Annotated in this window: 24 protein-coding genes; 19 read left to right on the top strand and 5 right to left on the bottom strand. The window is 66.9% G+C overall.

Translation table 11 applies throughout. The features are described from left to right. Positions 1-22: 22 nt before the first annotated feature. The gene (locus tag AC5Y3P_RS07245; protein ID WP_500045214.1) at positions 23-328 is read left to right on the top strand and encodes an amphi-Trp domain-containing protein; all 306 of its coding nucleotides are present in this window, start codon (positions 23-25) and stop codon (positions 326-328) included. A gap of 63 nt (positions 329-391) precedes the next feature. Further along, positions 392-733: a DUF1801 domain-containing protein gene (locus AC5Y3P_RS07250; RefSeq protein ID WP_500045215.1), complete on the top strand. Its 342-nt coding sequence runs from the start codon at positions 392-394 to the stop codon at positions 731-733. A 37-nt stretch (positions 734-770) separates the two neighbouring features. Here the strand turns inward: AC5Y3P_RS07250 and AC5Y3P_RS07255 are convergent, their stop codons facing one another. After that, positions 771-1,469 (bottom strand): guanylate cyclase, encoded by a 699-nt coding sequence (locus tag AC5Y3P_RS07255; protein ID WP_500045216.1) that lies wholly within the window; start codon positions 1,467-1,469, stop codon positions 771-773. A 26-nt stretch (positions 1,470-1,495) separates the two neighbouring features. Here AC5Y3P_RS07255 and AC5Y3P_RS07260 point away from each other — a divergent pair, with 26 nt between their 5' ends. Beyond that, positions 1,496-1,660, top strand: coding sequence for a hypothetical protein (locus AC5Y3P_RS07260; RefSeq protein ID WP_500045217.1), 165 nt, complete (start codon positions 1,496-1,498; stop codon positions 1,658-1,660). Between the two features lie 24 nt (positions 1,661-1,684). On the opposite strand, the gene AC5Y3P_RS07265 is transcribed toward AC5Y3P_RS07260, so the two are convergent. Both AC5Y3P_RS07265 and AC5Y3P_RS07270 read right to left on the bottom strand, forming a co-directional pair. After that, positions 1,685-2,293, bottom strand: a complete 609-nt coding sequence (locus AC5Y3P_RS07265) for a TetR/AcrR family transcriptional regulator (RefSeq protein WP_500045218.1) — start codon at positions 2,291-2,293, stop codon at positions 1,685-1,687. A 114-nt stretch (positions 2,294-2,407) separates the two neighbouring features. Beyond that, on the bottom strand, positions 2,408-3,271 hold the full coding sequence (locus AC5Y3P_RS07270; RefSeq protein ID WP_500045219.1) for an alpha/beta fold hydrolase: 864 nt from the start codon (positions 3,269-3,271) through the stop codon (positions 2,408-2,410). Between the two features lie 407 nt (positions 3,272-3,678). Between AC5Y3P_RS07270 and AC5Y3P_RS07275 the strand changes: the two genes are divergently transcribed. The 12 genes from AC5Y3P_RS07275 to AC5Y3P_RS07330 all read left to right on the top strand — a co-directional run bounded on the left by AC5Y3P_RS07275 (position 3,679) and on the right by AC5Y3P_RS07330 (position 16,798). Continuing rightward, positions 3,679-4,446 carry an MlaE family ABC transporter permease gene (locus tag AC5Y3P_RS07275; RefSeq protein ID WP_500045220.1) on the top strand — a complete coding sequence of 256 codons (768 nt, stop codon included), beginning with the start codon at positions 3,679-3,681 and terminating at the stop codon, positions 4,444-4,446. Beyond that, on the top strand, positions 4,443-5,297 hold the full coding sequence (locus tag AC5Y3P_RS07280) for an ABC transporter permease (protein ID WP_500045221.1): 855 nt from the start codon (positions 4,443-4,445) through the stop codon (positions 5,295-5,297). The genes AC5Y3P_RS07275 and AC5Y3P_RS07280 overlap by 4 nt, the downstream gene beginning before the upstream one ends. A 27-nt stretch (positions 5,298-5,324) precedes the next feature. Beyond that, positions 5,325-6,788 (top strand): MCE family protein, encoded by a 1,464-nt coding sequence (locus AC5Y3P_RS07285; protein ID WP_500045222.1) that lies wholly within the window; start codon positions 5,325-5,327, stop codon positions 6,786-6,788. 65 nt (positions 6,789-6,853) lie between these two features. Beyond that, on the top strand, positions 6,854-7,882 hold the full coding sequence (locus AC5Y3P_RS07290) for an MCE family protein (RefSeq protein WP_500045223.1): 1,029 nt from the start codon (positions 6,854-6,856) through the stop codon (positions 7,880-7,882). Beyond that, on the top strand, positions 7,879-9,225 hold the full coding sequence (locus AC5Y3P_RS07295) for an MCE family protein (protein ID WP_500045224.1): 1,347 nt from the start codon (positions 7,879-7,881) through the stop codon (positions 9,223-9,225). Before AC5Y3P_RS07290 ends, AC5Y3P_RS07295 begins: the two co-directional genes overlap by 4 nt. After that, entirely contained in the window at positions 9,222-10,565 is a 1,344-nt protein-coding gene (locus AC5Y3P_RS07300; RefSeq protein ID WP_500045225.1) for an MCE family protein, read from the top strand. The genes AC5Y3P_RS07295 and AC5Y3P_RS07300 overlap by 4 nt, the downstream gene beginning before the upstream one ends. Continuing rightward, entirely contained in the window at positions 10,565-11,704 is a 1,140-nt protein-coding gene (locus tag AC5Y3P_RS07305; protein ID WP_500045226.1) for a virulence factor Mce family protein, read from the top strand. The genes AC5Y3P_RS07300 and AC5Y3P_RS07305 overlap by 1 nt, the downstream gene beginning before the upstream one ends. Further along, a complete protein-coding gene (locus AC5Y3P_RS07310) occupies positions 11,705-13,171 on the top strand; it encodes an MCE family protein (RefSeq protein WP_500045227.1) in 1,467 nt (488 codons plus the stop codon). Between the two features lie 158 nt (positions 13,172-13,329). Further along, on the top strand, positions 13,330-13,803 hold the full coding sequence (locus AC5Y3P_RS07315) for an Rv1363c family protein (RefSeq protein WP_500045228.1): 474 nt from the start codon (positions 13,330-13,332) through the stop codon (positions 13,801-13,803). Next, entirely contained in the window at positions 13,800-14,585 is a 786-nt protein-coding gene (locus AC5Y3P_RS07320) for a hypothetical protein (RefSeq protein ID WP_500045229.1), read from the top strand. Before AC5Y3P_RS07315 ends, AC5Y3P_RS07320 begins: the two co-directional genes overlap by 4 nt. A 13-nt stretch (positions 14,586-14,598) precedes the next feature. After that, positions 14,599-15,507, top strand: coding sequence for an alpha/beta fold hydrolase (locus tag AC5Y3P_RS07325; protein WP_500045230.1), 909 nt, complete (start codon positions 14,599-14,601; stop codon positions 15,505-15,507). 31 nt (positions 15,508-15,538) lie between these two features. After that, a complete protein-coding gene (locus AC5Y3P_RS07330) occupies positions 15,539-16,798 on the top strand; it encodes a WS/DGAT/MGAT family O-acyltransferase (RefSeq protein ID WP_500045231.1) in 1,260 nt (419 codons plus the stop codon). On the opposite strand, the gene AC5Y3P_RS07335 is transcribed toward AC5Y3P_RS07330, so the two are convergent. Continuing rightward, positions 16,785-17,834: a sensor domain-containing protein gene (locus AC5Y3P_RS07335; RefSeq protein WP_500045232.1), complete on the bottom strand. Its 1,050-nt coding sequence runs from the start codon at positions 17,832-17,834 to the stop codon at positions 16,785-16,787. The two genes, AC5Y3P_RS07330 and AC5Y3P_RS07335, sit on opposite strands and share 14 nt — an antisense overlap. A gap of 170 nt (positions 17,835-18,004) precedes the next feature. Between AC5Y3P_RS07335 and AC5Y3P_RS07340 the strand changes: the two genes are divergently transcribed. After that, complete coding sequence (locus AC5Y3P_RS07340; protein ID WP_500045233.1) at positions 18,005-18,535, top strand: DoxX family protein; 531 nt, start codon at positions 18,005-18,007, stop codon at positions 18,533-18,535. 86 nt (positions 18,536-18,621) lie between these two features. Beyond that, entirely contained in the window at positions 18,622-20,352 is a 1,731-nt protein-coding gene (locus AC5Y3P_RS07345; protein ID WP_500045234.1) for a DUF3556 domain-containing protein, read from the top strand. Positions 20,353-20,356: 4 nt separating this feature from the next. On the opposite strand, the gene AC5Y3P_RS07350 is transcribed toward AC5Y3P_RS07345, so the two are convergent. Then, positions 20,357-21,004 (bottom strand): NAD(P)H-binding protein, encoded by a 648-nt coding sequence (locus AC5Y3P_RS07350; RefSeq protein ID WP_500045235.1) that lies wholly within the window; start codon positions 21,002-21,004, stop codon positions 20,357-20,359. A gap of 99 nt (positions 21,005-21,103) precedes the next feature. On the opposite strand from AC5Y3P_RS07350, the gene AC5Y3P_RS07355 reads away from it, so the two are divergent. Both AC5Y3P_RS07355 and AC5Y3P_RS07360 read left to right on the top strand, forming a co-directional pair. Next, positions 21,104-22,264 carry a thiolase family protein gene (locus AC5Y3P_RS07355; RefSeq protein WP_500045236.1) on the top strand — a complete coding sequence of 387 codons (1,161 nt, stop codon included), beginning with the start codon at positions 21,104-21,106 and terminating at the stop codon, positions 22,262-22,264. Then, positions 22,261-23,067 carry a crotonase/enoyl-CoA hydratase family protein gene (locus tag AC5Y3P_RS07360; protein WP_500045237.1) on the top strand — a complete coding sequence of 269 codons (807 nt, stop codon included), beginning with the start codon at positions 22,261-22,263 and terminating at the stop codon, positions 23,065-23,067. Before AC5Y3P_RS07355 ends, AC5Y3P_RS07360 begins: the two co-directional genes overlap by 4 nt. Positions 23,068-23,071: the final 4 nt, after the last annotated feature.

The raw sequence follows: 23,071 nt of genomic DNA on the forward strand, positions 1-23,071 counted from the left end.
GCCGAGAAATGAGGTGGATCGCATGCAGCCCAAACGTGGCCCGCTATTCAAGAGCAAGACCGCACTGTCTCGCGAGGAACTCGCCGATTTGTTCCAAACCTTCGCAGATCGGATCCGTCAGGGGCAGCTCACGCTGAGCCAAGGCGGCCAAACCGTCGAGATCGCGCTGCCGGCAGGTTGCCGGATCGACGTGCAGGTGAAGGACAAACACAAGCCGAATCGCAGTCGGATCGAACGTGAACTCGAACTCGAAATCCACTGGGATGTCGACGAGTCCGGCCAGCCCAGCGACGACCAGATGCCCGGTTCCAGGTTCAGCGTCAGCTGAGCGGCGTAGTTTTCTGGCAGCCGACCCTGGTCCGACGGCCGGGGCCCGGCGTACATTGGCGATATGGCTGAGGATTGGCGTATCGATCGGGTCGACGAGATCCGATCATTGATAAAGCAGGCCGAACCCGATGTCGTCGAGGAGATGAAATGGCGCAAGCCATCGAATCCAGATGGGGTACCGGCCTTTTCGTTGGATGGACTGATCTGCACGTTGGAGATGTACAAGGGCAAGGTCAAGGTGAACTTTGCCAGGGGTTCGTCGGTGAAAGATCCCGACAAACTCTTCAACGCGAGTCTGCAGGCGCCGCGCGGGCGTTCCATCGACTTACGAGAAGACGACGAGCTCGATGATGAGGCGTTCAAGGCGCTGATCAACGAGGCAGTTCGGGTCAACCGCAGCTAACTCGGCGTGGCATCGACTCCACTTTGCTCGAGGCGTTTCAGCTGCGGGGCTGGACGTTGACCGAAATCTCCTTGCCGAGTTGATATCCGGAGGCCAGCGGCAGTCGGTCGCCGCTCCAGAACGAGCCCGGGTCGAAGTAGTTCTCTCGCTTCTCGGTCGCGATCAGACCCATCTCCTCGTAGGTGATGGCCACCGTCTCAGCACAGTAGGCGGTCTCCAAGCCGGCCCGCCGCCGCTGCTTGTCGCGTTCGGCAGATTGCCGAACCTTGCTGTGCACGAACGGAAGTCCGCGGGTCCAGTCGCTGACCGTGGGTAGCCGACCACGCATCCAGCGGCCGGTGAGCCGCGCCGTCGTCGGGAACGCGGTGCCGTTCATCCGCGCGATCACCTGCAGCAACCGGTCCTCCTGCTCCCGGTTGGCGTGCGGCTCGAGTTGGCGCAGCCAACAACGCTGCTGGTACTTGTCCGTCCACTGCTCGACGGCGGCGCGCAGATCGTTGAGCTGTACACCGCGGTGGTGATCGCCGGTCCAGAAGTCCAGCAGTTTGTCACCGAGTTCGGCGTGCCAGATCAGCGGCGGCAGATCATCGATGGCCACGGTCATGCCGACGTGGTTGACCGGGCTGTTGGTCAGTGTCTGGATCGCCCGGTCAGGACCCGAGCGGCCCCGGAACAGCCAGATGTCGCCGGTGCGGGTGACCTGCAGGGCACGTTCGAGGGACACACTCGCGTTCACCCCCGCAGCTTAGGCACACTGGCCTCATGCGCAACGTCTGGAAGTGGGTCGGGTTGGCCGGTGTCGTGGGGGTGGCCGCCGGTGGCGTGCTCGTCGTGCGAGATCAGCGCAAGCGCAACGCCTACACCCCCAATGAGATCCGGGCTCGGCTGCATCAGCGACTGGCCGACGCCGAGCGCACCGAACGTTGAGCGCACCGCCGCAGAGCAACCGCGTCAGTTCACCTGCAGAGCCCGGGTGTACATCTGGGTGAGCACATCGACCAGCACATCGGGATCGGTTCGCTCCGGCGAATCGATCAACACCCGGTGCACCTGCGCCTCGATGCCGACCACCAACAAGTTGGCGACCAGGGTGCGCTGCTCGGGGACGACGCCCAACCGCTCCAGATGCCAGGCGACCTCTTGCGCGAACAGCGCGTCACCCTCGAACAGGCGCTGCTGCAGTTCGGTCGAACGCGGAGCGCTGACGTAGAGCAGATGGTGCAGGTGGTATTCGTCGACGTGCATGTTCACCAGCGCGCCGATGGTGGCCCGCAGCGATTCCTCCAGCCCGGGCTGCTCTTCGCGCAGCCGCTGAAAGGTGTCCATCAAGTTGGCGTTGCCGGTGGTCAGGTGCCGTTCGGCGAGCGCGTAGAGCAGCGCATCCTTGTCCGGGACGTAGTGATAGAGCGTGCCGATCGAGATGCCCGCGGCCTCGGCGACCTTGTTCGTGGTGGTGCCCGCATAGCCCAGCTCGGAGAAGATCGAAGCCGCGACGTCGAGAATGCGCTCATAGGTTTCGCGCGAACGTTGTTGTCGCGGGGCTACGCGGGGCTTTGCCATCCTGCGGGATTCCTAAGTGCTGACTCGATCTAATTCGACAATTACTCGTAAGTAGACGTGTTTGACCCAGCCTAAACCCGCCCAGCTGTGAATCCGCTGAAAAGAGGGCCTCGATCAGCGGGTGATGAAACCCACGACGACGTCGCTGAACGCATCGTTGTCGTCGCCGGCCGCGGTGTGGCCGGCATCGGAGAGTTCGACGAACTCGGCGTGCGGCACCTTGGCCAGGAAGTCCTGCACGCCGGCCATGCTGACCACGTCGGACAGCCGGCCGCGGATCAACAAGATAGGAATCCGGAGCGCGATCGCCGCCGCCTCCATCTTGTCGGTGCGCAGGAACGGGTCGTCTCCGGGTTTGGTGAGGAACACCGGATCCCAATGCCAGTACCAGCGACCGTCGCGCAAGCGCAGGTTCTTCTTCAGCCCCTCGGGGCTGCGCGGTTTGGGGCGGTGCGGCAGATACTCGGCGACCGCCTCGGCGGCCTGCTCGAGCGAGTCGAACCCGTCGATGTTGGTGAACATGAAGTCCCGGATGCGGGCACTGCCGGATTTCTCGTACCGGGGGACGACGTCGACCAACACCAACTTGGTGACCTGCTCGGGTCCGGCCGCCTCGGACACCATGATCCCGGTCAGCCCGCCCATGCTGGCCCCGATCAACGCCACCGGCCGGCCGATCGCCTCGATCACCGCCAGCACATCGGCGGTCATGGTCTCCAGCGCGTAGTCGCCGTCCGGGGCGCGGTCGCTGTCGCCGTGTCCGCGGCTGTCCAATGCCAGCACGTGGAAGCCGCGGTCGGCCAGGATCTGGCCGGTGTTCTTCCAGGAGTGCCGGTTCTGTCCGCCGCCGTGCAGCATCAGGATGCTGGGCCGCCCGTCCAGATCCGGGACCCCGGGCTGGCCGGGGGAGTTCCATTCATCGCCGACCAGGGTGACGCCGCCTGCGCCGGACAACTTCACGATCTGGGATTGGCTCACGGTGTCCTCTCGCTACTGCGGGTCCGCCCCCGGTTCTCGCCGGGCGTGTTCCGCCCCGGGGACTGACGTTACTGCGCGGGGTTCGAGGCGCACCGGCGAGTGCGCCAACCCGGATATCACCAGTTGGCGTCGAGGTCGTACGCCCGTACCGATCCGACGCGAACGCCTCTGGCGCACTGGCGCGGTCGCGGTATGCAAAGATCACTCAACTACCGAGAAGTAACAAAGATCATCAGGTGTGCCGAATCGGTGTGCCGCCCGTGCGCGGTGGTGTACCTTTTCGGCAGTCCTGTGTCATGTGTCACAGTATTAACGTAGGAGGGGTGGTGCCGGTGCTGGACTGCGATCGGCGGTTCACGCCCATGGCCGCCCAACCGGCGATCTTCGGCATGCGGACGGGCGGCTGAATGGTCACCGCTGCTTCCTTCGCCAAACCCGTCCGCTCGGTCGGCGGATTCTTCGCGATGTCGCTGGACACCTTCGTGGCGATGTTCCGGCCGCCGTTCGCCTGGCGTGAGTTCATCCTGCAGACCTGGTTCGTGGCACGGGTCTCGATCGTCCCGACCCTGATGCTGGCCATCCCGTTCACGGTGCTGCTGGTCTTCACGTTCAACATCCTGCTGGTCGAGTTCGGCGCGGCCGATTTCTCCGGAACCGGTGCCGCGATCGGCACCGTCACCCAGATCGGCCCGATCGTGACGGTGTTGGTGGTGGCCGGGGCCGGTGCCACCGCAATGTGCGCTGACCTGGGCGCCCGGACCATCCGCGAGGAGCTCGACGCGCTGCGCGTCATGGGCGTCAACCCGATCCAGGCCCTGGTGGTGCCGCGGGTGCTGGCCGCGACTGTGGTCGCGCTGATGCTGGCGTCGACGGTGGTGGTGGTCGGCATCGCCGGCGGCTTCTTCTTCTCGGTTTTCCTGCAGCACGTCACCCCGGGTGCGTTCGTAGCAGGTCTGACGCTGCTGACCGGCCCGGCCGACGTGGTGGTGGCCTTGGTCAAGGCCACGCTGTTCGGTCTGGCTGCCGGTCTGATCGCCTGCTACAAGGGCATTTCGGTGGGTGGCGGGCCGGCCGGCGTCGGCAACGCGGTCAACGAGACCGTGGTGTTCACCTTCATCGCGCTGTTCGTGATCAACGTGCTCGCGACCGCCGTCGGTGTGCAGGCGACAGCATGACGGCCGTGCACGGGGACACCGCATTCGTCCGGCTGCGACGCACCGGCCGGGAGTGGGTCGACGGCTGGAACCGGATCGGTTTGCAGACCAAGTTCTACGGCCGCACCCTGCGCGGCGTGTGGGACGCCATCGCCCACTACTCCGGTGAAGTCATCCGGTTGATCGCCCAGATGGGCCTGGGCGCAGGTGCGTTGGCAGTGATCGGCGGCACCATCGCGATCGTCGGGTTCCTGACGCTGTCGACCGGTGCGCTGGTGGCGGTGCAGGGGTACAACCAGTTGTCCTCGATCGGTGTGGAAGCGCTGACCGGTTTCGCGTCGGCGTTCTTCAACGTCCGTTTGATCGCGCCGCTGACCGCAGGCGTCGGCATGGCCGCGACCATCGGCGCCGGTGCCACCGCGCAGCTGGGTGCCATGCGGATCAACGAGGAGATCGACGCGCTCGAGGTGATCGGTATCCGCACCGTCGCCTACCTCGCGTCCTCGCGGGTGATCGCCGGTGTGATCGTGGTGATCCCGCTGTACTGCGTGGCCGTGTTGATGTCATTCCTGGCCGCCCGGGTCGGCACCACGTTCATCTACGGGCAGTCCACCGGCGTCTACGACCACTACTTCCGCACCTTCTTGAATCCCACCGATCTGATCTGGTCATTCCTGCAGGCGGTGGCGATGGCACTGGTGATCATGCTGGTGCACACCTACTACGGCTTTACTGCATCCGGCGGGCCGGCCGGCGTGGGCGAGGCGGTGGGCCGCGCGGTCCGCACCTCGTTGATCGTCGCCTCGCTGGTGACCGTGATGATCTCGCTGGCCGTCTACGGCCAGTCCGGCAACTTCAATCTGTCCGGGTAGCGGCGGGGCGAAAGGTCGAGAGGGGTCATGGAAGACGACGGCAAGGGACTACATCCCGCATGGTGGACGGCCATTCTGGTGGCCGTCCTGGTTGCGGCGGTGTGGCTGACGTCCGTCCTGTTCAGCGGATCGTTGAAGAAGTACGTCGACGTGCTGCTCACCTCCGACCGTTCCGGGCTGGTGATGGAATCCGGGGGCAAGGTCAAACTCAACGGCGTCCAGGTGGGCCGCGTCGCCACCATCCAGGGCGGCCAGGACCCGGTGCAGCTCAAGCTGGAGATCTTCCCCGACCAGGTGAAGTTCATCCCGGCCAACGTCGGTGCGCAGATCCGCGCCACCACCGTGTTCGGTGCCAAATACGTCGATTTGATCTACCCGGAGAACCCGGTCTCCGAGCGTTTGGCCGACGGCGCCGTGTTGCAGTCACAGAACGTCAGCACCGAGGTCAACACCGTGTTCCAGAACCTGGTTGCGGTCCTCGATCAGGTCGACACGGCCAAACTCAACGCGGTGCTCACCGCGCTCGCCGACGGTGTGCGCGGTGAAGGGGAGCGCATCGGTGAAGCCACCACCGCAGCCAATCAGGTTCTGCTGGAACTCAATCCGCGCAGCGAAACCATTCGGGCCGACTGGCAGGCGCTGGCAAACTTCAGCGACACCTACAGCGCGGCCGCCCAGAACATCCTCAGCACGCTGGATGCGTTGAGCACCACCAGCGTCACCTTGACCGGCAACTCCCAGGCGCTGGAATCGTTGCTGCTCAACACCATCGGCTTGTCGAACAGCGGTATCGCGCTGCTCGGTCCCAATCAGCAGAACCTGATCGAGGCGATCAACACGCTGGCGCCGACCACCGCGCTGCTGCACAAATACGATCCCAGCTACACCTGTTCGCTGAAGGGTGCGCACTGGCTGCTGGACAACGGCGGCTACGACGCCACCGGCGGTAACGGCAAGTCGTTCGTCGTCGACGGCGGCGTGCTGGCCGGCGACGATCAGTACCGCTACCCGGAGAACCTGCCGATCGTGGGCGCCAAGGGCGGCCCGGGCGGCAAGCCCGGCTGCGGTTCGCTGCCGATCGTCGACGAGAACTGGCCGGTGCGCGCCCTGGTCACCAACACCGGTTGGGGCACCGGCGTGGACATCCGGCCGAACCCGGGCATCGGTTTCCCGGGCTGGGTCAACTACTTCCCGGTCACCCGCGGCACCCCCGAACCGCCCGCGGTGGTGCACTTCGGCGGTCCCGCGCCCGGGCCGACCGTCGGCAATCCGCCCAAGGTCATCCCCGAACCCGGCGACTACCCGTACGGCGCGCCGATGTATGCGCCCGACGGCACTCCGCTGTGGAACAACCTGCCGCCGGCACCGGCGCCCGGTGCCCCGCGTGATCCGGGCGCCACCCCGGGTTCGGAGCCGTTCGTGGTGCCGTTCCCCGGCCAGGTGCCGTGGCCCAACCAACCCCCACCGGTCCCCGCGGCGCCGTCGCCGTGAGGCCGCGCAGAACCTGAGAGCCCCGTCCCGACAACCTATTACGTGAGCAAGGAAGGCAACCGGCAGTGAAAGACAACCTGGGTGGCGCCATCTGGCGGCTGGCCATCTTCATGGCGGTCTGTCTGCTGGGTATGTTCGCGCTGTTCGCGGTCTTCGGCCAGTTGCGTTTCGAGCAGGCCCAGAGCTACCGCGCCCAGTTCGCCAACGTGACCGGTTTGGAGGGCGGGGATTTCGTCCGGATCGCCGGAGTCGAGGTCGGCAAGGTCCAGGACATCAACGTCAACGACGACGGCACGCTGACCGTGGACTTCACCGCCGACGACTCGGTGGTCCTGACCGAGGGCAGCCGTGCGGCGATCCGCTTCGACGACCTGATCGGCGGGCGCTATTTGCAACTCAGTGAGGGCGCCGGCGGTACCAGCCGGCTGGAACCGGGTGGCACCATCCCGCTGGAGCGCACCGAACCGGCGCTCGACCTGGATGCGCTGATCGGCGGCTTCCGGCCACTGTTCCGCGCGCTTGATCCGGAACAGATCAACGCGCTGTCCGGTCAGTTGGTCAGCGCGCTGCAGGGTCAAGGCGCCACCATCGGTTCGTTCCTGGCCCAGACCGCGTCGCTGACCAACACCCTGGCCGACCGCGACCAGCTGATCGGTGATGTGATCGTCAACTTGAACACCACATTGGGTTCTCTTGCCGGGCAAAGTGATCAGTTCGAGAAGAGCGTGACCGCGCTCTCCGAACTGATCGAAGGGCTGGAGGCGCGTAAGCAGGACATCGCCACCGGTGTGGCGTACGCCAGTGAGGCCGCGGGCACCGTGGCCGATCTGCTGGTGCAGGCCCGTCCGCCGCTGCAGGACCTGGTCACCGAGACCGATCGAGCGGCGGGCACCGTGCTCGCCGACCACGACTACTTCGACAACTTGCTCAACACGCTGCCCGACTCCTACCAGGTGCTCAACCGGCAGGGTCTGTACGGCGACTACTTCAGCTTCTATCTGTGTGACGTGGTGCTCAAACTCAACGGCAAGGGCGGACAACCCGTGTACGTCAAGGTGGCCGGTCAGGACACCGGGAGGTGCACGCCGCGATGAAGACCTTCGCTGAACGCAACCCCTACACCATCGGCCTGATCGGCATCATCGGCCTGGTCGCCATCGTGCTGACCGCGCTGAACTACCAGAAGCTGCCCTTCTTCAGTCCCGGCAAGAGCTATTCGGCCTACTTCGCCGAAGCCGGCGGGCTGGCCGGCAACGCCGAGGTCCAAGTGGCCGGGCTGCGGGCGGGCCAGGTCACCGGGATCTCGCTGGAAGGCCAGCAGGTTCTGGTGGAGTTCAAGGTGGACAAGGGCATTCGGCTCGGTGACCGGGCCGAGGCCGCGATCAAGACCAAGAGCCTGCTCGGCACCAAGTATCTGGAGTTGACCCCGCGCGGGGAAGGCCAGCTGGACCAGACGATTCCGCTGGAACGCACCACCTCGCCGTATCAGCTGCCCGACGCCTTGGGTGACCTGACCCAGACCATCAGCGGCTTGAACACCGATCAGCTCTCCGATTCGCTGCGGGTGCTGGCCGAAACGTTCGCCGACACGCCGCCGGACCTGAAGGTCGCGGTCGAAGGTGTCGCGCGGTTCTCGGAGACGTTGAACAGCAAGGACGCGCAGCTGCGCGAGCTGCTCAGCAACGCCAACAAGGCCACCACGGTGCTGGCCGAACGCAGTGATCAGATCGTCAGTCTGGTGCAGAACACCAATTCCCTGATGGCCGAATTGCAAAGCCAGAGCGCCGCTTTGGATGAGATCGCGGGCAACGTGTCGGCGCTCAGCCAGCAGCTGCAGGGCTTCATCGCGGAGAACCGGGCCACCCTGAAGCCGGCCCTGGAGAAGCTCAACGGCGTGCTGGCCACCATCGACAACCGCAAGGACCGGGTGCAGAAGTCGATCAAGATGCTCGGCACCTACGCCATGGCGCTCGGTGAATCAGTCGGCGCCGGGCCGTTCTTCAAGTCCTACATTGCCAACCTGCTGCCCGGGCAGTTCGTGCAGCCGTTCATCGATGCCGCGTTCTCGGATCTGGGTCTGGACCCGGCCGTCAAGACGCCTTCGGAACTGGTCGATCCGCAGACCGGCCAGCCCGGCACGCCGCCGTTGCCGGTGCCGTATCCGCGCACCGGGCAGGGCGGCGAGCCGAACCTGAACCTGCCCGACGCGATCACCGGTAACCCCGGCGACCCGCGGTACCCGTACCGCGAGCCGTTGCCGGCCCCGGCTCCCGGTGGCCCGCCGCCCGGACCGCCGGCCGAGGCTCCGCCGGGCGTGGCCAGCACCCCGGTGCCCTCGGTGGCACCGCAGCAGCAGCCCGCGCCCGGTGCGGTGCCGCCGGTCACCCAGAGCGTCGTACCCGACGCCGAGCCTGCACCCGCGGAGGCCGGCCAATGACGTTGACCCGCAACAGCAAGATCGGGATCGCAGTCATCCTGGTATTGATCCTGCTCGCCGCCGTAGCCGTGATCCTGCGGCCCGGCGGCCCGGTGAACCGCACCAACGTGGTGGCCTACTTCGACAACAGCAACGGCATCTTCGTCGGCGACCAGGTCCGCATCCTCGGTGTGCCGGTGGGCCGGATCGACAAGATCGAGCCGGAGCCCACCCGGGTGAAGATCTCGTTCTGGTACGACAGCAAGTACAAGGTGCCCGAAGACGCACTGGCCGCGATTCTGTCGCCGGCCCTGGTCACCGGCCGCGCCATCGCACTGACCCCGGTCTATTCCAGCGGCCCGGTGCTCCAGGACGGGGCCGTCCTGGATCAGGACCGCACCGCGGTTCCGGTGGAGTGGGACGACTTCCGCGCCCAACTCAAGCGGCTCACCGACAATCTGGAGCCCACCGAGCCGGGCGGGGTCAGCACGCTGGGCGCGTTGATCAACACCACCGCCGACAACCTGCGCGGCCAAGGACCGGACATCCGGGACACGGTGATCAAACTGTCGCAAGCGTTTTCGGCGCTCGGCGACCACAGCACCGACATCTTCAGCACCGTGAAGAACCTGGCGATTCTGGTCACTGCGCTGCAGGACAGCACCGACGTGATGCGCCGACTCAATCAGAACCTGGCCAACGTGACCGGTCTGCTGGCCGACGATCCAGGTGAGGTGTCGGCCGCGGTGCGTGATCTCAACGATGCGGTCGGGGAGGTGCAGACCTTCGTCGCCGACAACCGCGAGACTCTCGGCGTGACCACCGACAAGCTGGCCGCGGTGACCCAGATCCTCAACGACAGCCTCGATGACGTCAAACAGGTGCTGCACGTCGCACCCAACACGCTGCAGAACTACATCAACATCTACCAACCGGCGCAGGGCGCGGCGACCAGCGTGCTGGCACTGGCCAACTTCCAGAACCCGGTGTCGTTCCTGTGCGGCGCGATTCAAGCGGCCTCCCGGCTCGGTGCCGAGCAGTCGGCGAAACTGTGCACGCAGTACCTGGCGCCGATCGTGAAGAACCGGCAGTACAACTTCCTGCCGTTCGGGCAGAACCTGTTCGTCGGCACCCAGGCCCGGCCCAACGAGATCACCTTCAGCGAGGACTGGCTGCGGCCGGACTACATCCCGCCGGCCGGTTCGGTACCGGCCCCGGCCGACCCGGCACCGGCGCAGTCGCCCGAACCGGTGCCGTCGCCGCTGGCGGCCGAGGCCCCGGCGCCGGCGACCAATGTGGTCGATCTGGACCCGGCCGACGGATTGCAGGGCATGATGCTGCCGCCGGGAGGTGGATCGTGATGCTGAGAGGTAAGCGTCAGCTTGCGGTGACCGCGACGGTCGCTGCGCTGTCTGTGACGCTCAGCGGCTGCGGCAACTGGCAGGGCCTGAACTCGCTGCCGCTGCCGGGCACCGAAGGTCACGGCGAAGGCGCTTGGACCGTGCAGGCCCAGCTACCCGACGTCGACAACCTGGAGCGCAACTCGCGGGTGCGGGTCGGTGACGTCACCGTCGGCAACGTCACCAAGATCGAACGCGAGGGTTGGCACGCATTGGTGACGATGAGTCTCAACGAGGGCGTGCAGCTGCCGGCCAACGCCGTCGCGACCGTCGGGCAGACCAGTCTGCTGGGGTCGCTGCACGTCGAACTCGGACCGCCGCCCGGTATCGAGCCGGAGGGCAGGCTACAAGACGGCGCGCTGCTGCCGCTGGAAACCGCGGGCGTCTACCCGACCACCGAGCAGACCTTGGCGGCGGTTTCGCTGCTGCTCAACGGCGGCGGGATCGGCCAGCTGCAGGACATCACCAAGGCCTTCGCGACCGCGTTCGCCGGCCGGGAAGCCGACCTGCGCAGCCTGATCACCCAGCTCGACGAGTTCATCTCGTACAACAATGAGCAAAAAGACGACATCATCGCGGCCACCGAGAGCCTGAACAACCTGGTCGGCCAGTTCGCCGACCAGAAGCCCGTCGTCGACCAGGCGCTGAAGACCATTCCGGATGCGTTGGAAGTCCTCAAGGACCAGCGTGAGCACCTCGCCGATGCGGTGACCCAGCTGGGCCGGTTCAGCGCGTTGGCGGCGGATTCGGTGAACCAGACCAAGGAAGCGCTGGTGCAGGAGTTCCGCGACCTGGCCCCGGTGCTCAAGGCGCTGGCCGATGCGGGACCGTCGATGACCCGCGCGCTTAGCCTGTTCCTGACCTTCCCGTGGCCCAAGGAAACCTTGGACAACTGGATGCGTGGCGACTACGGCAACCTGAGCCTGATCTTCGACCTGACGTTGAGCCGGATCGATGCCGGTCTGTTCACCGGTACCCGTTGGGAGGGTGATCTGACCGAGCTCGAGCTGCAGTGGGGTCGCACCATCGGCCAGCTGCCCAGCCCGTACACCAAGGCCAACCCGTTGATCGTGCCCTACCACTGGGATCAGGGGCGGTAGATGCATCTGACACGCAAGACCATCATCCAAATGGTGATCCTCTCGTTGGTCGCCGTGATAGCCGGCGCCGTGATGATCTTCCAGTTCATCGGTTTGCCCGGCATGTTGTTCGGGATCGGGCAGTACCAGGTGACGGTTCAGCTGGAGCAGGCCGGCGGGCTGTACCCGCGCGCCAACGTCACCTACCGCGGCACCGAGGTGGGCCGGGTCAAGGATGTCCGGCTCACCCCCGACGGGCACGTCGAGGCCGACCTGACGATGAGCGCCAAGTACCAGATCCCGTCCGACCTGAAGGCCGAGGTGCACAGCCAGTCGGCGGTGGGCGAGCAGTACGTGCTGTTGCTGCCGAACAACGGCAACCAGCCGTACCTGGCCGACGGAGACGTGATCCCGCTCGATCGCACCTCGGTGCCCGAGGACGTCAACCGGCTGCTGGACGCGACCAACCGGGGCCTGGCGGCCATTCCGCACGACAATCTGCAGACCGTGGTGAACGAGGCCTACACCGCAGTGGGTGGCCTGGGGCCCGAGCTGTCCCGACTGGTCAAGGGATCGACCGCGATCGCCATCGACGCCCGGGCCAACCTCGACGAGCTGACCGCCCTGATCGACCAATCCAAGCCGGTGCTGGATTCGCAGACCGACACCTCGAGTGCGGTCCAGGCTTGGGCCGCGAACCTGGCCAGCATCAGCGGCCAACTGGAAAGCCAGGACCCGGCTCTGGCCGGCGTGCTGCAGAAGGGTTCGCCGGCCGCCGACGAGGTCCGGGCGCTGTTCGACCGACTGCAGTCGCCGCTGCCGATCCTGTTGGCCAACCTGGTCAGCGTGAACCAGGTGGCGGTCGCCTATCAACCCAACATCGAGCAGTTGTTGGTGCTGCTGCCGCAGGGTGCCGCGGTGACCTCGGCGATCGGTGTGGCCAACCGGCATACCCGGCAGGACTACCGCGGTGCCTACCTGAGCTTCAACCTGAACCTGAACCTGCCGCCGCCGTGCGCCACCGGCTTCCTACCGGCCCAGCAGAAGCGGGTGCCGTCCGATGTCGACGCCCCGGACCGGGCGCCGGGTGACCTGTACTGCCGGATCCCGCAGGATTCTGCGTTCAACGTGCGCGGCGCCCGCAACATCCCGTGCACCACGGTGCCCGGCAAACGAGCCGCCACGGTCAAGATGTGTGAGAGCGACCAGTTCTACCAACCGCTCAACGACGGGTACAACTGGAAGGGCGATCCCAACGCGACGCTCTCGGGTCAGCCCGTCCCGGATCTCGGCCCGACGGCCCCACCTGCGGAATCAACTCCGCAGCCGCCGGCCTACACCCCGCCGTTGGCGACCGCTGAATACGACCCAGCCACCGGCACGTACGTTGGACCTGACGGGCAGATCTACACGCAAAGCAATCTGGCCCGCGGTGCCGCAGAGGAGCAAACATGGCAGACGATGCTGCTGCCCCCGGAGGGGAACTGACCGAGTCAGCCGGACAGGAGCTGACCGAGTCCTCGTCGGGAGCAACGGAATCGCCTACGACAGATCAACCCGAACCAGCCGAATCAGAGGTAGCGGAAGCCCCGAGCGAGGCCGTCGACGCCGAACCCGTCGACCCAGTGGTTCGGGCCCGTTCACACGTGCGGTTGGCACTGGTGGTCGGTGTGGTGATCGTGCTGGCGTTGGCCGGGCTCACCGGCTATCTGGGCTGGCGGGCCAACGAGTCACGCCAGGCCGAGCAGCAGCGTGACCTGTTCATCCAGGTGGGCCGGCAAGCGGCGATAAACCTGACCACGATCGACCACGAGCACGCCGAGGCCGACGTTCAGCGGATCCTGGATTCCGCAACCGACAAGTTCCACGAGGACTTCCAAAGCCGCTCCGGTCCCTTCATCGACGTGGTCAAACAGGCGCAAGCCAAGTCGGTCGGCGAGGTGACCGCGGCCGGTCTGGAATCCGAGGACGGAGACCAAGGGCAGGTCTTGGTCTCCGTCACGGTCAAGACTTCCAACCTGGGTGCCGAGGAGTCGACCCGCTCCTGGCGAATGCGGTTGGCCATGAAACGGGTTGGCGATGAGGCGAAGGTTTCACACGTGGAGTTCGTGCCGTCATGAGGGGTTTCCGGCGTAAGGCAAAGGGCGACAAGGAGACCGCTGCGGTCCCCACCGACGCCGACGACGCGACCGTCGCGGCCACCGTCCCCGACGGCGGCGCCGCGGACGTCACCGCAGAAGTCACGGACGAGACCGCGGCCGGCGACGCTGACGTCACCGTCGTCGTGACGGAGGACGACGGCGTGACCCCCACCGAGGTGGCCGCCACCGAAGTGGCCGACGCCGAAGTGGCCGACACCGAGGACGTCGCGGATTCCGAAACCGAAGTCGTGGAGATCGACGATCCGCCGCGGCCGCCCAGCCTGTTCAGTCGCGCCCTGGCCTACGTGGTGTTGCCGGTCATCGCCTTGCTGTTGGCCGGCGCGGCCGGCTACCTGTACTGGGTCGACGCTTCGACCCGCGCGGCCCACACCGCGCGCACCGAGACCATGCAGATCGCCAAGGACTCCACGATCAAACTGCTCAGCTACAAGTTCGAGACCGTCGATACCGACCTGGACTCCGCTCGTAGCCTGCTCACCGGTGGGTTCCTGGACGCCTACACCGATCTCACGCAGCAGACCGTGATCCCGGCAGCGAAGGAGCAGCAGATCTCCGCGGTCGCCAATGTGCCTGCGGTGGCCGCGATCTCGGCCACTCCCAACCACGCCGAGGTGTTGGTATTCGTCAACCAGGCGGTGGTGGTCGGCGACAGCGCCCCCACGTCGACGGCCTCGACGGTCAAGGTCACATTGGACAAAGTCGGGAATCGCTGGCTGATCTCCAGCTTCGACCCGGTGTAGAGGCGGTGCGACGGTGACCGAAGAACCCGGCTGGATCGAGGTCACGGTTCCCTCGGGGCAGCTGCGGGCGCTGACCTGGGGAGATCCGGACGCGCCAATCGCGTTGTGTCTGCACGGTTTCCCGGATACCGCGCACGGCTGGCGCAAGCTGGCGCCGTATCTGGTCGAGGCCGGCTACCGGGTGGTCGCACCGTTCATGCGCGGCTACGTGCCGTCGTCGAATCCGTCCGACGGCAGCTTCCACGTCGGCGCGCTGATGGACGACGCGTTGCGGGTCAGGGAGGCGGCCGGGCCGACGGATCGGGACGTGCTGATCGGTCACGACTGGGGTGCGTTGGCCGCGGGCGGGATTGCGGCCATGCCGGACAACCCATTTGCGCACAGCGTGATCATGTCTGTTCCGTTGGTGAGCGCACTGCGGGCCGGCGGCCCGGATGCCGAGCGCGGCCGGTTACTCACCAAACTGCCGGCCCAGCTGGGCCGAAGCTGGTACATCTTCTACTTCCAGCTGCCCCTGCTGCCGGAGCGCTCCCGCCGCTGGGTTTTGCCGCTGCTGTGGCGACGCTGGTCCCCGGGATATCCACCCGGCGACGATCTGCGGCACGTCGACGCGGCGATCGGGTCATCGCTGCGCTGGCGTGCTGCGCTCGGGCCGTACCGCGCGCTGCTGCGCAAGCCACCGCCGGAATACGCGCGGCTGCACAGCTTTTGGGCCTCGTATGCGCGGCCAACGGTGCCGGTGCTGTATCTGCACGGAGCCGACGACGGTGCCATGGGTGCCGAGCTCACGCACTGGGTGGCCAAGGTGGTGCCGCCGGGCAGCAGCACCGTGGTGATCGACGGCGCCGGGCATTTCTTGCAACTGGAGCGCCCGCAGCGCGTGGCGGCCCTGATCGCCGACTTCGTCGGCAAGGCCGAGTAGGGGTGCCGCGCCGAACTTTTCCGGCGGCGACGTGAGTCGGTTGGCCGCCGCCGATGCCCAGAGCTTCTGGATGTCGGCCAAGATCCCCAACGACCAGTTCCTGCTCTACGCCTTCGACGGCGTCCCCGCGGACCTGCCCGCGGCCCTCGCCGAGGTGCTCGGCCGGGCCCGGCGTTGCCCTGATCTCGGTCTGCGCATTCGCGACGACCGACGCTGGGGCTGGCCCGAATGGGTTGGCGCACCGGTGGATTCGAGCCAGATCCGAGTCGACGCCGGGCCGCGGCAGTGGGCGGGATGTCTGGATGCGGTGACGCAGCTGATCGGCGACCAGCTGGATGTCGGTTCGCGTGCCTGGCGTCTGCACATCTACCCCGAGGTGGCAGACGTCCCGGGGGCCGCAGGCACCGCCACGGTGCTGGTCTTGCAGATATCGCACGCGCTGGCCGACGGCACCCGCACCGCTGAACTGGCGGCCTGGTTGTTCGGCCGCGCCGCGCCGGTGCCGGCGCTGCCGCCGGTACGTAGCGGAGTGCTGCCGGTACGGGCCGTCGCCGCAGCGCGTCTGCATCGCCGATTTGAACGCGAGGTGGCCGCCGGGGAGATTGCCGCGCCACCGCCGCCGCGCCCGGCGCTGTCGATCAACGCCGCACCCGGGCCGCTGCGGCGGGTTCGCACCGTGGTGTGCCGACGTTCCGAGCTGCCGTCGGCGCCCACCGTGACGGTGTCGGCGCTGCTGGCCATCGGTGCTGCCCTGGCGGGCCACCTGCGTGACCGCGGCGAGGATCCGTCCGAACTGGGGGCCGAGGTGCCCATGCGCAAGGCCGGGCCGCGCCAAGCGCACAACCACTTCGGCAACGTCGGCATCGGGCTGTATCCGGCGGCGCCGACCAGTGAGCGGATCGAGCGGATCCTCGAGGACCTGCGTCAGGCCGGGCAGCGCGCCCGGCATCCGGCGACGCTGGCCGCCGGCCGCGCCACCGCGGCGGTGCCTGCCGCGCTGGTGCGCTGGGGAGTCGCCCGGTTCGATCCGGCGCTACGGTCACCGACGGTGACCGGCAACACCGTCGTCTCCAGCGTCAACCGGGGGGCTGCCGACTTGCGGTTCGGCACGGCTCCGGTGTTGCTGACCGCGGGATTCCCCGGACTGTCTCCGATGATGTCGCTGACCCACGGGGTGCACGGCATCGGCGACACCATCGTGGTCAGCGTGCACACCGCCGAACCGGCCTTCGACGCTGCCGCGACCGCTGCCTACCTGGACCGGTTGGCCGCCGAACTCAGACCGCGGTGACCTTCGAGCTGAAGGCTTCGGTGATCTGCGGCACCACGTCGTCGGCGATGTTCTCCGAGCATGCGATGAACTCGGAAACCACGTTGCTGTGCGCCGACATCGAATGCCAGCACTTCCAGCCGCCGCCGCCTTCTTCGACCATGCTGACCGACAGCACGTCGTCGGCCAGCGAAACCTCGCCGAGGTCCCAGAACAGGTCGTAGCCCTTGTCGTCGCCGAGGATTCGCGCATTGATGTTGCGGTTGGCGCACTGGCTCCAACTCTGCCGGGTGTCCGACACGAAGTCGTCGGCGGTGTCGGCGTCGACGAAGGTGCTCACCATCTGGTTGAACCGCCAGATGAGCTGGGCGGATTCCTTGGCGCGTTGGCCCCGCATGTGCTGGTACAGCGTGGCGGTGTAGCCGCTGCCCTGGTACGCCGCTTGTTCGGCCATCAGCACCACCCCGATGCATTCGGGAGCGCTGATCTCGTCGGCGTACAGCCGCGAGCCGGGTTCGCCGACCTCCTCGTACAGGTCCGGGGATGCACCGATGATCGACGACACCTGTCGGACGTCGAGCAGCATGTCGTTGAGTGCGCTCGGTGCGACGACCGGTTCGGGCTCGGCGGTTTCGGTCGGCTCGGCCGTTGGGGTGGCCGTATGGGCGGTGTCCGCCGGGGTGGCGTCGTCGCTGATGATGACGACGGCTGCGGCAGCGACGACGGCGACGATGGCCACCGCGGCCAGGCTCACCCACAACCCGGTGCGGTTGCGTCGCGGCGGGCCGCCCGCCGGCGCGGTCGACCACCCGGGCGAGCCGGGTGCAACTGGCGGGGCCTGCCACGGTGCCTGCGCCGGCTGCTGCGGCCAGGTCTGCGGCTGCGCCGACTGCTGCGGCCAGGTCTGCGGCTGCGCCGGCTGCCAGACATTGGCGTACTGGGTCTGGGCGTTCGGGTTGACCGGACCGAACCTGGTCTGGGCGTTCGGGTCGACCTGGCCGAGCCTGGTCTGGGCGTTCGGGTCGACGTAGGAACCGTCGTCGTGCGGCGTGGACATCTGGCTCCTCCTTCGAACGGCTAACGGCCAAAAACATAGCGCAAACCGTAGCGCCGCGCAAGAAAATCGATCAATGCTATGAAATCTAGAATGGATGCTCCGCTTATGCCTGGTGACGCGGACCACCCCCGGCTGTGCGGCGGGGTTACAAATGGCCTAGATTTTGTCTCATGATTGGCGATGCTGCTGCCCTTGACTTCGGGCTCCTGTTCCTGCGAGTCGCACTCGGCCTGACCATGGCCGCGCACGGCTACAACAAGTTCTTCGGCGGTGGACGGATTCCGGGTACCGCCGGATGGTTCGAGAGCATCGGCATGAAGCCCGGCACCTTCCACGCCCGGATTGCCGCCAGCACCGAGATGGCAGCGGGCCTGGGCCTGGCGGTCGGTTTGTTGACCCCGGTCACCGCGGCCGGCTTCGTGGCACTGATGGTGGTCGCGGCCTGGACCGTGCATCGCAAGAACGGCTTCTTCATCGTCAAGGAAGGCTGGGAGTACAACCTGATCCTGGCCGTGGCCGCCGTCGCGGTCGCCACCATCGGCGCGGGCCGCTACAGCCTGGACTATCTGCTGTTCTCCGGCACCGGCGTCGAGCACCTGCTGGCCGGCTGGTGCGGTTTCGCGATCGCGCTCGGCCTGGGTCTGCTCGGCGCCATCGGCCAGCTGGCCATCTTCTACCGGCCGCCGGCCAAGACGTCGTGATCGCCGGGCCGGGCGCGTCGCGTGGGCCGGCCCGACATTGAGCGATCGGCCGACGGACGGACTAGAACGCGTTCTAATCTGGCCTGGTGGGATTCCTCAAGCCTGAACTTCCCGTCGTCGACTTCGAGCCGTGGAGCCGCGCCGGCTGGGAACAGAAGATCCGGCCGATGGCCCGGCACTGGGCCGAGGTGGGGTTCGGCACGCCGGTGCTGCTGCACCTGTTCTACGTGGTCAAGATCGGCCTGTACATCCTGGGCGGCTGGCTGTTCGCGCTGACCACCACGGGCATCGACGGATTCACCGACGTCGCGTCGTGGTGGACCGAGCCGATCGTCTTCGAGAAGGTCGTGCTGTTCACCATGCTGTTCGAGGTGGTGGGTCTGGGCTGTGGCTTCGGGCCGCTGAACAATCGCTTCCTGCCGCCACTGGGTTCGATCCTGTACTGGTTGCGGCCCAATACGATTCGGCTACCGCCCTGGCCGAACCGGATCCCGTTCACCAAGGGTGACAACCGCGGCGTCGTCGACGTGGTGCTCTACGCGGGATTGCTGATCGTGCTGTTGATCGCGCTGTGCTCCGATGGCACCGGACCGATCCCGGCGCTGGGCACTGAGATCGGTGTGCTGCCGACGTGGCAGATCTGGACCATCCTGGGCCTACTGGCGCTGGCCGGACTGCGGGACAAGGTGATCTTCCTGGCCGCCCGGGGCGAGGTGTACGCGTCATTCACCGTGGCGTTCCTGTTCGCCGGGTCCGGGGTGGACATGATCATCGCGGCAAAACTGGTGTGCGTGATGATCTGGGTGGGCGCGGCCACCTCGAAGCTCACCAAGCACTTCCCGTTCGTGATCTCGACCATGATGTCGAACAGTCCGGTGGTCCGGCCGCGCGCGCTCAAGCGGTTGTTCTTCGAGAGGTTCCCCGACGATCTACGGCCCGGCCGGCTCTCCCGGGTGGTGGCGCATTCCTCCACCGCGGTCGAGATGCTGGTGCCGCTGGTGCTGTTGTTCTCCCATGGCGGCTGGCCCACCGCGATCGCAGCGGTGATCATGGTGCTGTTCCATCTGGGCATCCTGACCTCGATACCGATGGGCGTGCCGCTGGAATGGAACGTCTTCATGATCTTCAGCGTGCTGACCCTGTTCGTCGGGCACGCCGACGTCGCGGTGTCGGACCTGTCGTCGCCGTGGCCGCTGGTGTTGTTCGCGGTGCTGGCCGGCACCGTGGCGTTGGGAAACCTGTTCCCGCGCAAGGTGTCGTTCCTGCCCGGCATGCGGTACTACGCCGGTAACTGGGACACCTCGCTGTGGTGCATGAAGCCCTCGGCGGCCGAGAAGATCGACCGGGGCCTGGTGGCGATTGCCAGCATGCCGCAGGCGCAGTTGGAGAAGGTCTACGGCAGCCCGGAAGCGGCGCAGGTGCTGATGTATCTGGGGTATGCGTTCCGGGCGTTCAACAGCCACGGCCGGATGATGTACACGCTGGCCCACCGCGCGATGGCTGGGCAGTCGGAGTCCGATTACGTCCTGACCGACGGGGAACGGATCTGCTCGACGGCGATCGGCTGGAACTTCGGCGACGGGCACATGCACAACGAACAGCTGATCGCCGCGATGCACCGACGCTGCCAGTTCGAGCCCGGTGAGGTGCGGGTGGTCTTGATCGACGCCCAGCCGATCCACATCCAGACCCAGCGCTATCGCCTGGTCGACGCGGCCACCGGCGAGTTCGAGTCCGGCCACATCAAAGTGGCCGATGCGGTCACCCGGCAACCGTGGGACGACGCCGTCCCGGTGCACGTCGACGACGGCAGGTAGCTGCTCAGGCTTCGATCGCCTCGGCGATCGGGGTGTCGCCGTTGTTGAATTCGATGGTGCGCCGGATGGTCGAATCGTCGGCCAGCGTCGCGGCGATCACGGCAGCGACATCGGCGCGCGACACCGTGCCGTTGGCCGCGGCCGGGCCGGTGTCGATGCGCCCGGTCGGCGGGTCCAGGGTCAGGCCGCCCGGCCCCAAAATGGTCCAGTCCAGATTGCTGTCCCGCAGGTGCGCATCGGCGGCAGCCTTGGCTTGCGCATACGGGTAGAACGAGCTGTCCTCGGCCACACCGTGATCGGGTCCGGCGCCGAAATAGGACACCAACACGAAGCGCCGGGTTCCGGCCTGCGCAGTGGCGTCGATGACCCGGATGGCGGCATCCCGGTCCACGGCATAGGTGCGAGCCGGGTTGCCGCCACCGGCGCCCGCCGAGAACACCACCGCGCCGTTGTCGGAGATCAGGGCCGCCAATTCGGCGACGCCGAGTTGCTCGATGTCGCCCACCACCGGCCGCGCCCCGGTCGCGGCGACCTCGTCGCTGTGCTCGGGATTGCGGAACACCGAGGTGACCCGATAACCGCGGTCGCTGAGCAGTCTGGCCAAAAGCAGCGCAACTCTTCCGTGGCCGCCGAAGATGATCACGTCCGACACAGTGGCCACGCTAGTCGCCAAACCGCACCCGGGGGCCGATCCCCGCGGCACTGGTGCTAAGAACAAGGCACCAACCAACTAGTTGAAGGGAGCCATCTCATGGCTGAAGCCGTGATCGTCGAGGCGGTACGTTCACCAGTCGGAAAGCGCAACGGCGCCCTGTCCGGCGTGCACCCCGCGGAGCTGTCGGCGCAGGTGCTCAACGGCCTGGTGCAGCGCGCCGGGATCGACCCGGCCCTGGTCGACGACGTCATCTGGGGTTGCGTCATGCAGGCCGGTGAGCAGGCCCTGGACATCGCCCGCACCGCTGTCCTGACCGCCGGCTGGCCGGAGACCGTGCCCGGCGTGACCGTGGACCGGCAGTGCGGGTCCAGCCAGCAGTCCCTGCACTTCGCCGTCGCCGGCGTGATCGCCGGGCACTACGACGTCGTCGTCGCCGGTGGTGTGGAGTCGATGTCGCGCACCCCGATGGGCTCCTCGCTGGCCAACGGCGGGCACCCCTACCCGGAGGCCTTCCAGGTCCGCTACGACCACAAGACCCCCAACCAGGGTGTCGGCGCCGAGATGATCGCCGAGCAGTGGGGCCTGTCGCGCACCCAGCTCGACGAGTTCTCGCTGCGTTCGCACGAGAAGGCCGCGGCCGCGCAGGACGCCGGTGCCTTCAAGGACCAGATCGTCGGCATCAAGACCAAGGACGCCGACGGCAATGACACCGTGGTGCTCGAAGACGGCGGCATCCGCCGCGGCGGCACCGTCGAGTCGATGGCCGCCATCAAGCCGGCGTTCAAGGAAGACGGTGTGATCCACGCCGGCAACTCCTCCCAGATCTCCGACGGTTCGGCCGCGCTGCTGGTCACCTCGGCCGAGAAGGCAAAGGAGCTGGGCCTCAAGCCGATTGCCAAGGTACACACCGCGGTGCTGGCCGGTGCGGACCCGGTGATCATGCTGACCGCGCCGATCCCGGCCACCCAGAAGGCGCTGGCGAAGTCCGGTCTGAGCGTGGACCAGATCGGCGCATTCGAGGTCAACGAGGCGTTCGCTCCGGTGCCGATGGCCTGGCTCAAGGAGATCGGCGCCGACGAGTCCCGGATCAACCCCAACGGCGGCGCCATCGCACTCGGCCACCCGCTCGGCGGTTCGGGTGCACGGATCCTGACCACGTTGCTGTACCACATGCGGGACAACAACATTCAGTACGGCCTGCAGACCATGTGTGAAGGCGGCGGTCAGGCCAACGCCACCATCCTGGAACTGCTGTGACCGAACCCGCCACCGACAATGCCCCCGGCGCTCTGACCGAGCGCCGGGGCAACGTCCTGATCATCACGATCAACCGGCCCGAGGCGCGCAATGCGGTCAACGCATCGGTGTCGCTCGGAGTCGGGGACGCGCTGCAGGCCGCGCAGGACGACCCAGAGGTCCGGGCGGTCGTGCTGACCGGCGCCGGGGACAAATCCTTCTGTGCCGGAGCGGATCTCAAGGCCATCTCACGCGGCGAGCCCCTGTTCCACCCCGAGCACCCGGAGTGGGGTTTCGCCGGCTACGTGCGGCACTTCATCGACAAGCCGACGATCGCCGCGGTCAACGGGACCGCCCTGGGCGGCGGCACCGAATTGGCCTTGGCCAGTGACCTCGTGGTCGCCGAGGAACGCGCGAAATTCGGTCTGCCCGAGGTGAAACGCGGACTGATCGCCGGGGCCGGCGGGGTGTTCCGGATCGTGGAGCAGCTGCCGCGCAAGGTTGCGCTGGAATTGATCTACACCGGGGAACCGATCAGCTCCGCCGACGCCCTGCGTTGGGGACTGATCAACCAGGTGGTGCCGGACGGCACCGTCGTCGATGCGGCGTTGGCGCTCGCCGAGCGGATCACCTGCAACGCGCCGCTGGCCGTGCAGGCCAGCAAGCGGGTGTCGTACGGCGCCATCGACGGTGTGGTCGGCAGTGACGAGCCGTTCTGGAAGCAGACGTTCAGCGAGTTCTCGACGCTGCTGAAGACCGAGGACGCCAAGGAAGGCCCGCTCGCCTTCGCGCAGAAGCGCGAGCCGGTCTGGCAGGCCAAGTAAGGAA

Source organism: Mycobacterium sp. NGS45, assembly GCF_059812645.1.

Bases quoted from the DNA above. Each gene is read 5' to 3' on its own strand.
- AC5Y3P_RS07245 (WP_500045214.1), top strand. From the start codon at position 23: ATGCAGCCCAAACGTGGCCCGCTATTCAAGAGCAAGACCGCACTGTCT.
- AC5Y3P_RS07250 (WP_500045215.1), top strand. From the start codon at position 392: ATGGCTGAGGATTGGCGTATCGATCGGGTCGACGAGATCCGATCATTG.
- AC5Y3P_RS07260 (WP_500045217.1), top strand. From the start codon at position 1,496: ATGCGCAACGTCTGGAAGTGGGTCGGGTTGGCCGGTGTCGTGGGGGTG.
- AC5Y3P_RS07265 (WP_500045218.1), bottom strand. From the start codon at position 2,293: ATGGCAAAGCCCCGCGTAGCCCCGCGACAACAACGTTCGCGCGAAACC.
- AC5Y3P_RS07275 (WP_500045220.1), top strand. From the start codon at position 3,679: ATGGTCACCGCTGCTTCCTTCGCCAAACCCGTCCGCTCGGTCGGCGGA.
- AC5Y3P_RS07280 (WP_500045221.1), top strand. From the start codon at position 4,443: ATGACGGCCGTGCACGGGGACACCGCATTCGTCCGGCTGCGACGCACC.
- AC5Y3P_RS07285 (WP_500045222.1), top strand. From the start codon at position 5,325: ATGGAAGACGACGGCAAGGGACTACATCCCGCATGGTGGACGGCCATT.
- AC5Y3P_RS07295 (WP_500045224.1), top strand. From the start codon at position 7,879: ATGAAGACCTTCGCTGAACGCAACCCCTACACCATCGGCCTGATCGGC.
- AC5Y3P_RS07300 (WP_500045225.1), top strand. From the start codon at position 9,222: ATGACGTTGACCCGCAACAGCAAGATCGGGATCGCAGTCATCCTGGTA.
- AC5Y3P_RS07305 (WP_500045226.1), top strand. From the start codon at position 10,565: ATGCTGAGAGGTAAGCGTCAGCTTGCGGTGACCGCGACGGTCGCTGCG.
- AC5Y3P_RS07310 (WP_500045227.1), top strand. From the start codon at position 11,705: ATGCATCTGACACGCAAGACCATCATCCAAATGGTGATCCTCTCGTTG.
- AC5Y3P_RS07320 (WP_500045229.1), top strand. From the start codon at position 13,800: ATGAGGGGTTTCCGGCGTAAGGCAAAGGGCGACAAGGAGACCGCTGCG.
- AC5Y3P_RS07335 (WP_500045232.1), bottom strand. From the start codon at position 17,834: ATGTCCACGCCGCACGACGACGGTTCCTACGTCGACCCGAACGCCCAG.
- AC5Y3P_RS07340 (WP_500045233.1), top strand. From the start codon at position 18,005: ATGATTGGCGATGCTGCTGCCCTTGACTTCGGGCTCCTGTTCCTGCGA.
- AC5Y3P_RS07355 (WP_500045236.1), top strand. From the start codon at position 21,104: ATGGCTGAAGCCGTGATCGTCGAGGCGGTACGTTCACCAGTCGGAAAG.